This is a genomic window from Bradyrhizobium sp. USDA 4541, from assembly GCF_024171085.1.
GTDB lineage: Bacteria > Pseudomonadota > Alphaproteobacteria > Rhizobiales > Xanthobacteraceae > Bradyrhizobium > Bradyrhizobium australafricanum.
The window spans coordinates 8,959,231-8,971,843 of sequence record NZ_JALJZF010000001.1 but is presented as its reverse complement, the minus strand read 5'-3'; the positions used below and the strand labels follow the sequence as shown (position 1 = coordinate 8,971,843).

The window sequence follows — 12,613 nt, the reverse complement described above, 5'->3', positions numbered from 1 at the left end:
GCCGCCGGTCTGCCCTGCGCCGACCTGCCCTGCGCAATCGGGTTGCGTGCGGCCCTTGCGCAACGCCGGGCGCAGTTCGGCCCGGCATGCGCTCGCGGCGCCCGTCCGATCACATCAACGACATATACGGCTCAGCCCTCGAACAGCACGAACGCCGCCCACACGCTGGCGTCGCCCGCGCCCGCGACCTTGCCGTCGCGCGCATCGCGCCTCGTCTGGCGCAGCGCATCCGAATAGGTCAGGCCCTCCGCGAGGTGCTCGTAGAACCGCACAGTGAAGTTCGCGGTGCCCTGGTCGGCGACCGGCCACAGCGTCAGCAGCGCGCGCCGCGCGCCGGCGATGCCGAGCGCGGTCGGCAGGCCGCGCAGGCCGCTGACGAAGCTCTCGTCGCCGCGGCCGGTCTCGCAGGCCGACAGCACCAGGAGGTCGAGACCGGACAGGTCCCAGTCCATCAATTCGAAGCCATAGAGATAGCCGTCGTTCTCGTCGCGCAGCGGAAATCGGCTGTCGCCGGCGCCCGACAGCACGATGCCGCTCTGCCAGAGCGTATCGAGGCCGGAGGCCGTGCCGTCGCGATAGAAGCCGTGCGTCGCCAGATGCGCGATGCGCGCCTTGCCGATCGCCGCGCGCAGCGTGCCTTCGCTGACGCCGCGCCCGGTCAGCATCTCGACCGGCGCGCCGCGCGCGCGGGCGAGTTTGGCGATCGCCTCGATCTCGGTCCGGGTCGCGGGCAGCGGCATCGGCCCCGGCTCACCGTATTCGATGCCGCCGGCGAGCAGCATCGCGCCCCGCTGATCGAGCGTCTCGCGCGCATGGATCGCGATCAGCGCATCGGGGCTGGTCAGCATCCGGATCGTGAACTTGTCCTCCAGCAGGCCGCCGCCACTGCCAGGCAGCAGCGCGAACGGCACGGCGAACAGGAAGCCGTCAGGCACGACATAGAGCGTGGTCTTGTCCTTCAGCAGCGGCTCCAGCGGCGCGAACAGCCGCGCCCGGAGGTTCTGGAAGCGGCCCTTGACGTCGGGCGTGTGCGTGTCGGGATCCGGCGCAGCGGCCCGTGTCGCGCGCAGCCGCGCGATCTCGGTGCGCACGCCGGTGTCGACCATCCGGCCGGGATCGCCGAGATCGACCACGCGCGGCTCGCTCGTTGCGGTCTCGACGATGGCGTAGAGCACGGTCGCCGCCAACGGGTCTTTCGCCTGGCGATCCGCCTTCCATTGCCGGGTGATGAAATAGTTGACGACGGCTTCCCGCGCCGCGAGCAGCTGCGACGGACGGATCGGGTCTTGCGGCAGCTTCGCACCGATCGCATCGAGCCGCTTCTGCAGCGCCTTCTCGGCGGCGTCCTGCCGCCCCCACACCGACCTCGCCCAGTCGTCGATATTGCCCGACGAGAACAGCTCCTGTTTCTCGCCGTTGAGCCGGAGCGCCGTCCGCAGCAGCGTCGCGGTCTCCTCGTCCTTGCCGGCGACCTCCGTCTCGAGCTGGCGCAGCGCCGTGGCGTCGGCGCCGCCGAGCGTCTTCCAGCGCAGCACGGCGGCGGCAAAGGCCGGCTGCGCCACGGCGGAGCCGGCGCCGGTGGCGAAGCGGCCGAACGCGAACAAGAGATGGTCGGCATGGGCGCGGATCGCTTCGGCGACGGCGCGATCGCCCGATGTGCCGACCTCGCGCTTCATCCAGTCGAACATCTCGCGGTCAAGCGCGGCGAAGGCCTGCACCGCGCGGCTCGGATCATCAGCGATCAGGGCGGTCGCGATGCCGAGCTTGATCTCGAAGCTGATCGGATGCTGCGCGGTGAAGGCGCGGGTCGAGATCGCCAGCGCGGTCTCGCGCAGCCGCATCCCCTTGTCCCGCTCGCGGCGCTGCTCGCGTTGGCCGGCAGCCAGCACCGCGGATTTGATGCGCAGGAAATCCGCATAATTCGCCTCATTGGCGACGATCGCCTCCAGCCGCCCCAGATCGGCCGGCGCGATCGCGGCATCGCCGGCGGCGAGCATGTCGGTGTAGAACAGCCAGCCGTCGGCCTGTCCGGCAAAGCTCGGATCCTTCGGCGCCATCGCGGCCGCGATCGCTCGGTGGCGGCGGAAGTAGCGGCGGGCGTCGTCGAAGCGGCCGAGATTGAGGAAATCCTGGCCGGCGTTGTTGACCGTCACCAGCGTGTTGAGATGGTTCTCGCCATAATGTCTGGCGCGCTTCTCGATCGCGAACAGATCGAGCTCGAGCGCCTTCGCCGGCGCGCCGATCTCGCGCAGCATGTCGGCATAATTGTTGGCGAGCTTCCAGGTGGTGCGATGGTCGGGCCCCAGCGCCTTCTCCGCGCGCTCGAAATTGTGCCGGCCCAAATTGGTCGCCGACGCCGCCGAGCCGTTGGCGGACAGCGCGACCGCGAGCTTGTCGCTCGCGATCAGCGATTCCTCGGAGCCTTCGCCCCAATAGGCGTTGAACGCCGCGATCGCCTTCATGGAGAGCGGAACGGCTTCGGCGATCCTGGCGTGGTCGGACAGCAGGATCGCGTACATCAGCAGCACGTCGGCATTGCCGGGCGGCCGTTGCGCCGCCGCCTTGCTCTGGAACGCGCGCACGAACAGTTTTTCGGCGAGATCGTCGCGCTTGACCGCGCGCAGCGTCGTGGTCGCGTCGAAATACTGCTCCATGACGAATTGGGCGTCGTCGAGCTTGTCGGCGGCATCCAGTGCTGCAAGCAGCTGTGCATAGCCCGCGTCGAACTTGCCGCCGCGCGTCAGCGCGACGGCGTTCTTCATTTGTGCGGCGATCGCCTGCGTGCTGCCGGCGCCTTGCGCCGGCGCGCGCTTGGCGGGGGCGTTCTGCGCGGCGGCGGTGTCGATCGCTGCGCTCAAGAAAGCGCCGAGCGCGAGCACGACACCGATCGATGCGGCAGCCCTGCGCGCGCGTGCGAAACCCAAGGGGAAGCCCAAGGCGATCGTCATCGGCAGCACATCCTCATCCCCAAACGCGTCATCGGATGGCATCCCCAAATGACGGCGGCGTTGCAGCCGGCGTGCCTGGCTTTAGCGGCGCGGCTTTGCATGAACTAGACAGCGCAACCGGCCGCCTGCCGGCGGAAGCGGCTTGCCCGGCCCGCGCTTCTTGGTCGCGGCCGGCGGCTTCGGCGTTCATGCGTCGTGTCCTCAAATGCTTGCCGTGCGGTGCGTCGCTCGCCCGGGCACCGCCGCTTGCATGCCACCGGCAGTCAAGCCAACGGACGATGTTACCGCCGGCCCGCCGTTCGCGCAGAGGCGAGGGCAGAGGTGAGGGAATGGCTGGCGGTGGAGCCTCGCGCGCCAGCGCACTTTTCCGGCAGCGGTCTTTCGTATCGTCGCGCAAACGAACGACGGCCGAAAGCCGAGCTTTTTCTGACCATCGTCACTTGCGTCATGCCGTCCGATTCGCGTATGAGGCGCATCATTCTATTTCTACAACCTTTCCTTCGAGAATCGATCGCCGATGTCCAACGCCACAATCGACGCCAACAAGGCGCTCGTGCTCGCGCATTACGACGCCGTGACCAACCGCCACGATCCCGAGGCGATCCGCGCGCAGCTGGCGCCCGACTTCTTCGACCATGCGGTGGGCAAGCGGCTGAGCGCCGAGGACGTGATCGCGCATTCGGCCGCGATGCACGAGACCTTCGCCGACCTGTCGGCGGTGGCGGAATGCCTGGTGGCCGAGCGCGACATCGTCGCCGGCCGCTTCGTCTGGCGCGGCCGGCACCGCAGCCCATGGCGCGGCATCCAGCCAACCGGCCGCCACGTCGAATTCCGCGGCATGACGTTCTGGCGGATTCAGGACGGCAGGATTTCCGAGCGCTGGGCGGAGATCGATTTCGTCGGGTTGGAGCGCCAGCTCAAGGATTGAGCTTCAGCTACGTGCCGATCGGTTGATGGATGCGCCGTGGTCATTCACCGTGCGAACATGGATTGAGGCGGCCAGCTGCGGCAGCGATGGATGGAGCGTCGTGCCGACACTTTGACTGCCTCGTTTGCTCCATGGCATGATCGGCCAATCGAAGCAGGGGATTTTTGCATGCTCAGGTGTCGTTTGGCGGTTGTGTTCGGCGCCTTGCTGCTTGCCACCCCCTCCTATGCCGCGCGCTGCGGTGGCAGTTTTCCGACCTTCGTCCAGTCGTTCTCGCAGGAGGCGGCGAGCGCCGGCATCCAGCAGGATGTGATCTCCGCGGCGCTCGGCGGCGTGCAGCAGGATGGCGGGGTGCTCGCCTTCGACCGGCGGCAGCGCTACACCTTCAACAAGACGTTCGAGCAGTACGTCGCAACCCGGGTCGGGCCCGGGCGCATCAATGGCGGCCGCGCGATGCTGCAGCGTCACGCCGCGCTGCTCTCGAAGATCGAGCAGCAATATGGCGTGCCGCGCCAGATCCTGGTCGCGATCTGGGGGCTGGAGACGGATTTCGGCAAGGGCGACATGGGCAAGCTGCCGGTGTTTCGCGTGCTCGCGACGCTGGCGCATGATTGCCGCCGCACCGACCTGTTCCAGGGCGAGCTGCTCGCCGCGCTCAGGATCGTGCAGCGCGGCGATCTCCGTCTCAACGACATGATCGGCGCCTATGCCGGCGAGATCGGCCAGACGCAATTCCTGCCGTCGTCCTACATCAAGTACGGCGTCGATTTCGACGGCGACGGCCATGTCGACCTGCGCCACTCGGTCGCCGACGTGCTGGCCTCGACCGCGAACCTCCTGCACACCAGCGGCTTCAAGATGGGCGCGCCCTACGGCGAGGGTACCGCGAATTTCGAGGCGATGCGCGAGTGGAACAGGGCGGTGATCTATCGCAAGACCATCGGGTATTTTGCCGATCAGCTCGTGGGGCGGTGAAGGCGCGGCGGCCTTGTCCGTCATTGCGAGCGGAGCGAAGCAATCCATCTTTCGGCACATGCGAGACGATGGATTGCTTCGTCGCTTCAGCGCAAAATTGCTTCGCAATTTTGTCGCCGAGCTCCTCGCAATGACGATCGTTTCCATCGGGCCGCATTACGCATGGAAAAATGGATTCCGGGTTCAGCCCTGCGGGCTGCCCTCAGATGCGCAACTGCGCATCGGGGAATGACGGGTTGAGAATTCTGGTGTCTCCATGGAAACCATCGGCAGCCAAAAAATCTGGTCGTTCTTCGACCGCCGCGGATGCCAGGTCGCGAAGAACTCGGCGGTGCGGGAGGGGCCGGGCCATCGCGTCGGCTCCTATCTCGAGCTCGCCACCAAGATCGCCGAGCTGCAATTCCTCAACCGCGATCATGTGCTGCTGTTTCGCGGCCAGGGCGCCGACTACAGGAACATCAAGCGCAACTCGTCGCTGAAGCCGACGCTGTTTCGCGGCGGCCGCGGCAATCCCGATCAAGCGACGCTGGTCGGGCGGTTCGATGCGCTGCAACGCGCCGAGCGGATCCTGATCGCCGAATACGCCAGGGAAAAGCTGCTCGGGCTCGAGCGGTTGAAGCGGCATCGCATCCTGCGCTGGTCGATCCTGCAGCATTACGAGGTCTGCACCACGCCGCTGCTCGACGTCACCCATTCGATCCGGATTGCCGCCTCCTTTGCCTCGCTGGCGGAGACCGGCACCGCCTTCCTCTATGTGCTCGGCGTGCCGAATCTGAGCGGCGCGATCACCGCGAGCGCCGAGGCCGGCCTGCAGATCGTGCGCCTCGCCAGCGTCTGCCCGCCGTCGGCGGTGCGGCCGCACATCCAGGAGGGCTATCTGCTCGGCGAGTATCCGGAGATGTCCGGCACCGAGCAGAAGGAAAACTACTTTCCCTACGAGATGGATTTCGGCCGGCGGCTGGTCGCCAAATTCTCGTTCGCGCCGGCGTCGTTCTGGAAGAATGATAATTTTCCGCAGGTGGCGAGGAGCGCGCTCTATCCCTCGGAGCGGAGCGATCCGCTGTTCCGGCTGGCGCTCGGGGTGAAGAAGCAGCTGGGCGGGTAATCTCGTGTCGCGATGCCGCGCAGGCGTGACTCGCAGGCATGGTATGACCCGCGGGCCGTGCAACATCCCCGGTGTCGTCCCGGGCTTGACCCGGGACCCATAACCACAAATGTCCGTGTTGCACGACGCTGCGGCCCCCGGCGTGCCTCACCAACCCAATCCTGTGGTTATGGGTCCGGCTTTCGCCCGGACGACGGCGGTGCGCGGGTTACTCCGCGCTATCGTGCTACTGGCTCGCACTCGCGGCATCGCGCGCGATCCGCCGCGCCGCCGTCTTCTCCATCATCCGTTGCATCGTTTTCCAGTAGGTCGCCGGGCGGAAGCGTTGCAGCAGGTCCATGAAGTATGCGTCCTTGCCGATCAGGATGCGCGGCTGGTTCTTCTCGATGCCGGCGATGATGCGCTGCGCGGCCGCGGTCGGCGTGGTCCTGGCCAGTGCGTCGAAGCGCTCGATCGATTCGGCGCGGCGGGCATTGTCGGTGACGCCGGTGCCGGCGCGCGAGTTGCGCGCGATGCTGGTGGCAACGCCGCCCGGATGCACCACGGACAGACGCACCGGGCTGTTCGCCACCGCGAGCTCGTGGCGCAGGCTTTCCGAGAAGCCGCGCACCGCGAACTTGGCCGCGCAATAGGCGCTCTGGCCGGGCGGGGCGATGATGCCGAAGATCGACGAGATGTTGACGATATGCGCCTCGCGCCGCCGCGAAAGCTGCGGCAGGAAGGCGCGGGTGCCGTGCACCACGCCCCAGAAATTGATGTTGAACAGCCACTCCATCTGCGCCTGATCGAACTCGCCGAACTCGCCGAGCAGCGCGACGCCGGCATTGTTGACGACGATGTTGAGCGAGGGGTGCGCTGTAACGGCGGCCTCCGCGAACGCCGTGATCTGGTCCGGCTCGCTGACATCGAGCCGATGCACGGTGACCTTGCGCGGGCTCGCTTTCGCGATCTCCGCGGCGGCGGCCTGCAGGCCGGCCTCGTCGCGGTCGGCGATCGCCAGATCGCAGCCGCGCAGCGCCAGTTCATGCGCGAGCGCGCGGCCGATGCCGCTGGCGGCTCCGGTCACGGCAGCGGCGGATCCAGGGATCGCGGTCATGTCGGGTGAGCTCCATCTCAACGGGGGTGGTGGTTGCCAAGCGAGGAACACGGCATTTCCACGCTTTTCTCAAATTGGAACTGAACCATCCAGTGATTTTCGGCTTTTAATCTATGTTACGCGCTCGAAGCGAAGCATTCAAACCAAGGGAGCCACACCCATGGGACAGTCAAAGCCCTATCGTGCGAAGGCCCTGGTGGTTGAGGACGACCCGATGCAGCGCGAGATGATCGGGCTGCTGCTGGAGGAAAGCGAGTTCGACGTCATCTCCTGCGAGAGCGCCGAGGCCGCCGAGCTCGTGTTGCAGGGCAACGGCGACAACGTCGTGCTGATGATGACCGACGTCGAATTGGCCGGACACATGACCGGCATCGAGCTCGCTTATGCCGCGAAGAAGTACAGACCCGATCTCGACGTGATCGTCACCTCGGGCAAGCCGCTGCGGCAGCGCCTGCCCGAAGGCGCCTTGTTCTGGGCCAAGCCCTGGGCGCCGCTGGACGTGATCCGGGTCGCCGAGATGAAGGCGTCGGAGCTTTCGCATCGCGGATGGCGCAGGTCGTCATAACGGGGTGTCGACGCTGGCGCCGGGCGGAGGCCGGCAGCCGCTTCCGCCGTCCCCGTCGCCGTGATATTGGCGGACGATGTCCCGTCCGCCTGTCCCGCCCGCCGAGGATTTGAAGTGACCTGGTCCTTTCTGCTGACGTCGCTGATCGTGGTGGCCTCGCCCGGCACCGGCGTGCTCTATACGCTGGCGGTGGCGCTGACCCGGGGAGCGCGGGCGAGCGTCGCGGCGGCGTTCGGCTGCACGCTCGGGATCGTGCCGCAGATGATCGCGGCGATGCTCGGGCTCGCCGCCATCCTGCACACCAGCGCCGTGGCGTTCGCGGCGCTGAAATGGGGCGGCGTCGTCTATCTGCTCTACATGGCTTGGCAGGCGCTGCGCGAGCGCGGCGCGCTTGCCGTCGACACCGAGATCAAGCCGCGCTCGCGCCGGCGGGTGATCGTGACCGCGATCCTGATCAACATCCTCAATCCAAAGCTGTCGATCTTCTTCCTGGCCTTCCTGCCGCAGTTCATCGCGGTCGACGAGCCGCACCCGCTGGCGCGGATGGTCGAGCTCAGCGGTGTCTTCATGGTGATGACCTTTGCGGTGTTCGCGGTCTACGGGCTGTTCGCCGCCTCGGTGCGCGACCGCGTCATCACCCGGCCGAAGGTGATGGCCTGGCTGCGGCGAAGCTTTGCCGCGGGCTTTGCCCTGCTCGGCGCCAGGCTCGCCTTGGCGGAGCGCTGACGTCGCGGCCGTCACGCCCGGACGCAGGCAATAAAAAAGCAGGCGTTGCGCCTGCTGCCTTGCGCCCCGTCAGTTCGGGGCCGATCGATGTAGGGTGGTGATTTCGAGGTTGACGTCGCTGCGACCGGTTGTCCCGGTCCGGGTGCCCGGGCAGGGCAAGCGCCGCTACCCGGGCTGGAATTCGTTACTTCTTGGCGGCCTTCTTTTTGGTGGCCTTTTTCGCCTTCGCCTTCTTCGCCTTCTTCGCTTTCTTAGCCATAGTATCCTCTCAGGGTTTCATGGATTGAACGCGACTCCGAGGCATGCTTGGCGGAGGGCCAGCCTCGCAACATCCTCGATATCAAACTCAGCAGATTCGGAGGCTGCTGCCGCGTGCTGTCACGGCGCCGTCATCGTGTTATCCACAACTGTTACGCGTTTTCGCCAGCTTTTTCGCAAAGCGTTGCGCATCTCGCGCGTCGCGGCGTCGCGCATCCGTCATGCTTAACGATGCGCAAACGGCGGATGCGCAGATCTTCATCAATTCAAAACCACGGCGCGGATTGGCACGTTGTGGGTGACGCTCCGTTAAGCGGCGCGGCCGCATGCTGTTCCGTAAGACAACGGGGATTGTCATTTGAGGAAGCGCCCCGGGGGGCATGATCCGGACAAGTGCGAAGCGGTTTTCCGAAAAGATCATGCCAAAACAAGAATCTAACGCGCGATGATGATTCAGCCTGATCTCATCGCGCTTTAGCGGCAGACGGTCATTTCAGGAGAGGCGAGGCCGATACGGCTCTCGAACAGGGGCGATGTTGAGCGTTCCGACGCTTTGGACGGTATTCATTATCAATTTTCTCGCGCTCGGGCTGATCTGGGCCTATGTCGCGCGCAGCTATCCTGCTTTCGGCGCGGCGCGGTTCTGGACCGCGTCGGCCCTCGTCGCCTCCGCCGGGGCCAGCTGCGCGATGCTTCGCGTGATGCTGACGGACTCGCTGCTGCCGCTGCTTGCGGCCGGGACCTTGATGGTGTTCGCCGCCGGCCTTGCCGCGATGGGCATCGAGCGGTTCTACGACAAGCCTGCGACCTGGCGCGCCACCCTGCTGACCACGGCGCTGGCCTTCGCCGGTCTCGGCACCTTCATCTTCGCCTATGACAGCATGCCGATGCGCATCCTGGTCTACACCATTGCCCAGGTCACGCCGTTCGCGCTGACGCTGAAGCTGTTGCTGTCGTCCGAGAACGGCCGCGTCAGCCCCGGTGCCCGGCTCGCCGGCATCGTCGCCTCCGTGCTGATCGGCATCTATGCGCTGCGTGCCATCGGCGCGCTGCTGCAGCCCGGCGAGTTCTCCTTCGTCCGCTTCTCTGCGGGGCAGTCGCTGGTGATCCTGCTGATGGTGTTCCTGTCGATGGCGCTCAATTTCGGCTTCCTGCTGATGGCGATCGACCGGCTGCGCAACGAGGTCGCCGACCTCGCGCTGCTCGACGATCTCACCGGCGTCGGCAACCGCCGCCATCTCTTGCAGCGGCTGACCGAGGAATGCGCGCGCTCCGACCGCAACGGCGAGGCGTTCGCGCTGCTGGTGATCGACCTCGACGGCTTCAAGGGCATCAACGACACCCATGGCCACGCCGCCGGCGACGCCTGCCTGCAGCATTTCACGCTGATGGCGCAGACGCGGCTCCGCCCGGGCGACATGCTGGCCCGCACCGGCGGCGACGAGTTCTGCATCGTGTTGCCGTCCTCGACGCTGCGCGAAGGCGCGATGATCGCGCGCCGCGTGCTCGAGGTCTGCCGCGCCGATGCCGAGCAGTGCACCGGCAGGGACATTCCGATCGCGGTCTCGATCGGCGTCGCGCAATGGACCCGCGAGATCGGCCTGCATCCCGATCGCCTGGTCGCCGCCGCCGACCACGCGCTCTACGACGCCAAGAAGGGCGGCAAGAACGGCTACGCGACCTACGAGCCGAAGCCGGCGCCCGAGACGGTCGAGGCGAGCCTGCGCAAGCGCGCCTGAGCGTGCTAACGAGAGACGACACCGGATCTCCGTGATGATGCCTCGCCTGCTCACCGCACTTCTTGTGCTTGTCCTGTTCGCTGCCGCATCGGCCGAAACGCCCGATCTCGCGGCCATCGCGCGATCGCAAGGCACGCCCGAGATTCCCGGCTTGAAGATGGTCTGGCTGGCGCCCTGGGGCGACGTCGCCAAATCGCATCCCTGGCGCAATATCATCGTGCACCAGACCGAGGGGCCGCAGGGCTCGGCGCGATACGGCGCCGAGGCGCAGCACAAGAACCCGACCCGGCGCGGCGTCATGATCTGGGTCGAAACCGACGGCACGGTCTATTGGGCGGTCGCCGACAGCCTCGTTCCGACCCACACAGACGGCGCCGATCGCAACGACAACAAATACATCGACAACAGCAAGACCTATCACCAGGTGAACAAGGACACGTCGATCGGCGTCGAGTTCTCCGGCAATTATCCCGACGTCACGACGGGCCCGACCGACGCACAGGTCGCGGCCTGGCGGGTGCTGGTGAAGCTGCTGCGCGCGCGTTACGGCATCCCGCCGGAGCGCGTCTACGCCCACAACTGGATCGACTTCAAGGATGCCCGCTACTGCGAGGGCTGCGCGCTCGCCACCATGGCGCGGCAGTGGGGCGAGTAGGGCGGGTACTCATCAAAATCCCGGACGCCTGCGTTCGGGGACGAAGCGGCAACCGGACCGGACCTCGGCGATATCGCCTTCTGAGCCCCTAGCCGACATAGCCAAGAGCGCCTGTTTTGTCCGCTTCGTAGGATGGGTGGAGCGAAGCGATACCCATCAAGCTTGTGCTGCGCGGTGGGATGATGGGTATCGCTGCGCTCCACCTATCCTACGGACTGGCCAGGTCAGCCTTGATCCATCGCGGACATTTTCTCGTCTTCATCCATTGATCTGGATCAATGCGTCCCCTCGCGTTCGCGTTGGCATCGTTCGTTCTGCCAATCCATACGGAGGGTACTATGGAAAGCGCATGCAGGTATCCCTTAGCGTTGATCGTCTTTGCGTTGGCACCGTCTGCTTTCGCCGCCGAGCTCCCAAAAGAAGGCAACTTCGATTACACGGCGTGCTGGTCGGGCACGAGCAACACTATCTCATTTTCCAAGACCCACATCGCGCGAAGCTATGAGCATACCGGCTCTATCCGAAGCAATCCTCCGGGTGGGCTTTTCGACAAAGATACATTCCGGTGCGTAGGGGTTAGTGCATCTCTTGGTGGGAAGATTACTGGCACCACGGTCTGCGAGTCCATTGACCGAGACGGTGATAAGCGACTTTCGTACTTCTCGACGTCAGAAGGAAAGGTAACCAGAGAGACAGTCGCGGGGACTGGGAAGTACGACGGCATGGTCATGACCGCAACGATACAACCCTTAGGGCCTTTCCCGGTCATCAAAGAGGGAACCTTTCAAGACTGCAATCACCAGACTGGTACCTATACGTTGAAGTGATGTTGCATCTTTGCGCGAGGGCCGCCTTTGGGCGGCCCTTGCTTTGCCCGAACCGGCGATCGAATGTGGACGATGGGTGTTGCAGCACAGGGGCTGGCGTTAACGACGCTTGACGATTTCCAGCCTAGGCGACATCGCTTCGAAGCTTGTTAAAATTTGCCGGGTACCCCTTCCGGGCATTGCGATCAGGGGAGAAGTATGGGTAAGCGGGCCAAACGTGGAAAGACCGAGACGCTCGCGCTACCAGTGGCCGGAAGAGTTGTAATTGGCGTCGTGGCCGCTGCCGCATTGGGGTACGGCTTGCTGTGGCGGCCGGCGGGCGTTCAACCGATACGGAAGCAAGCCGCGCACCAGGTGCCGGCACCATCTAGTCCTACGCCGTCGACTCCCATTCACGTAGCGGCGGCGGTTCAGGCGCCAGCGCCAGCTCCGGTTCCGATCCCGGTCCCCGCGCCCCGGATCGAAACACCAAAAGCCGCTGACGCTCCCGGAAAATTTGCTCGGCAGGTGGTTGACTACGTCAGTCACCAGCCGCCGGGCACCGTCGTCATCGATACCGGAAACACATTCCTCTATCTGGTTCTGAATGGCGGGCAGGCGATGCGCTACGGCATCGGTGTCGGCCGCGAAGGTTTCACATGGTCCGGTGAGCAGGTCGTGGCCCGCAAGACAGAATGGCCGGATTGGCGTCCGCCGGCAGAGATGATTTCGCGCCAGCCTTATCTGCCGCGGTTCATGGCGGGCGGTCCTGGCAATCCGCTCGGTGCCCGGGCGATGTATTGTTTAGCCCG

The 12,613-nt window shown here is 65.6% G+C and carries 10 protein-coding genes and 1 pseudogene; 9 read left to right on the top strand and 2 right to left on the bottom strand.

What is annotated here, in order from left to right; genetic code table 11:
- Nucleotides 1–131: 131 nt before the first annotated feature.
- Nucleotides 132–2,948: a CHAT domain-containing protein gene (locus tag J2R80_RS42315; RefSeq protein WP_253640908.1), complete on the bottom strand. Its 2,817-nt coding sequence runs from the start codon at nt 2,946–2,948 to the stop codon at nt 132–134.
- A 517-nt stretch (nt 2,949–3,465) separates the two neighbouring features.
- Between J2R80_RS42315 and J2R80_RS42310 the strand changes: the two genes are divergently transcribed.
- The 4 genes from J2R80_RS42310 (at nt 3,466) to J2R80_RS42295 (ending at nt 5,956) form a co-directional block, all read left to right on the top strand.
- Entirely contained in the window at nt 3,466–3,876 is a 411-nt protein-coding gene (locus J2R80_RS42310; RefSeq protein WP_168855220.1) for an ester cyclase, read from the top strand.
- A gap of 168 nt (nt 3,877–4,044) precedes the next feature.
- The gene (locus tag J2R80_RS42305; protein WP_253640907.1) at nt 4,045–4,851 is read left to right on the top strand and encodes a lytic transglycosylase domain-containing protein; all 807 of its coding nucleotides are present in this window, start codon (nt 4,045–4,047) and stop codon (nt 4,849–4,851) included.
- A gap of 13 nt (nt 4,852–4,864) precedes the next feature.
- Nucleotides 4,865–5,083: a hypothetical protein gene (locus J2R80_RS42300; RefSeq protein ID WP_253640906.1), complete on the top strand. Its 219-nt coding sequence runs from the start codon at nt 4,865–4,867 to the stop codon at nt 5,081–5,083.
- Nucleotides 5,084–5,107: 24 nt separating this feature from the next.
- Entirely contained in the window at nt 5,108–5,956 is an 849-nt protein-coding gene (locus J2R80_RS42295) for an FRG domain-containing protein (protein WP_076827937.1), read from the top strand.
- Between the two features lie 226 nt (nt 5,957–6,182).
- On the opposite strand, the gene J2R80_RS42290 is transcribed toward J2R80_RS42295, so the two are convergent.
- On the bottom strand, nt 6,183–7,052 hold the full coding sequence (locus tag J2R80_RS42290) for an SDR family oxidoreductase (protein WP_057018056.1): 870 nt from the start codon (nt 7,050–7,052) through the stop codon (nt 6,183–6,185).
- Nucleotides 7,053–7,212: 160 nt separating this feature from the next.
- Between J2R80_RS42290 and J2R80_RS42285 the strand changes: the two genes are divergently transcribed.
- The 5 genes and pseudogenes from J2R80_RS42285 to J2R80_RS42265 form a co-directional block, all read left to right on the top strand.
- Nucleotides 7,213–7,617, top strand: a complete 405-nt coding sequence (locus tag J2R80_RS42285) for a response regulator (RefSeq protein WP_168855217.1) — start codon at nt 7,213–7,215, stop codon at nt 7,615–7,617.
- 114 nt (nt 7,618–7,731) lie between these two features.
- Nucleotides 7,732–8,343, top strand: a complete 612-nt coding sequence (locus tag J2R80_RS42280) for a LysE family translocator (protein WP_229189161.1) — start codon at nt 7,732–7,734, stop codon at nt 8,341–8,343.
- Between the two features lie 791 nt (nt 8,344–9,134).
- Nucleotides 9,135–10,340 carry a GGDEF domain-containing protein gene (locus tag J2R80_RS42275; protein ID WP_168855216.1) on the top strand — a complete coding sequence of 402 codons (1,206 nt, stop codon included), beginning with the start codon at nt 9,135–9,137 and terminating at the stop codon, nt 10,338–10,340.
- Between the two features lie 34 nt (nt 10,341–10,374).
- On the top strand, nt 10,375–10,995 hold the full coding sequence (locus J2R80_RS42270) for a peptidoglycan recognition family protein (RefSeq protein ID WP_057018053.1): 621 nt from the start codon (nt 10,375–10,377) through the stop codon (nt 10,993–10,995).
- A gap of 1,025 nt (nt 10,996–12,020) precedes the next feature.
- A pseudogene (locus J2R80_RS42265) lies at nt 12,021–12,602 on the top strand (L,D-transpeptidase); the annotation flags it as partial.
- Nucleotides 12,603–12,613: the final 11 nt, after the last annotated feature.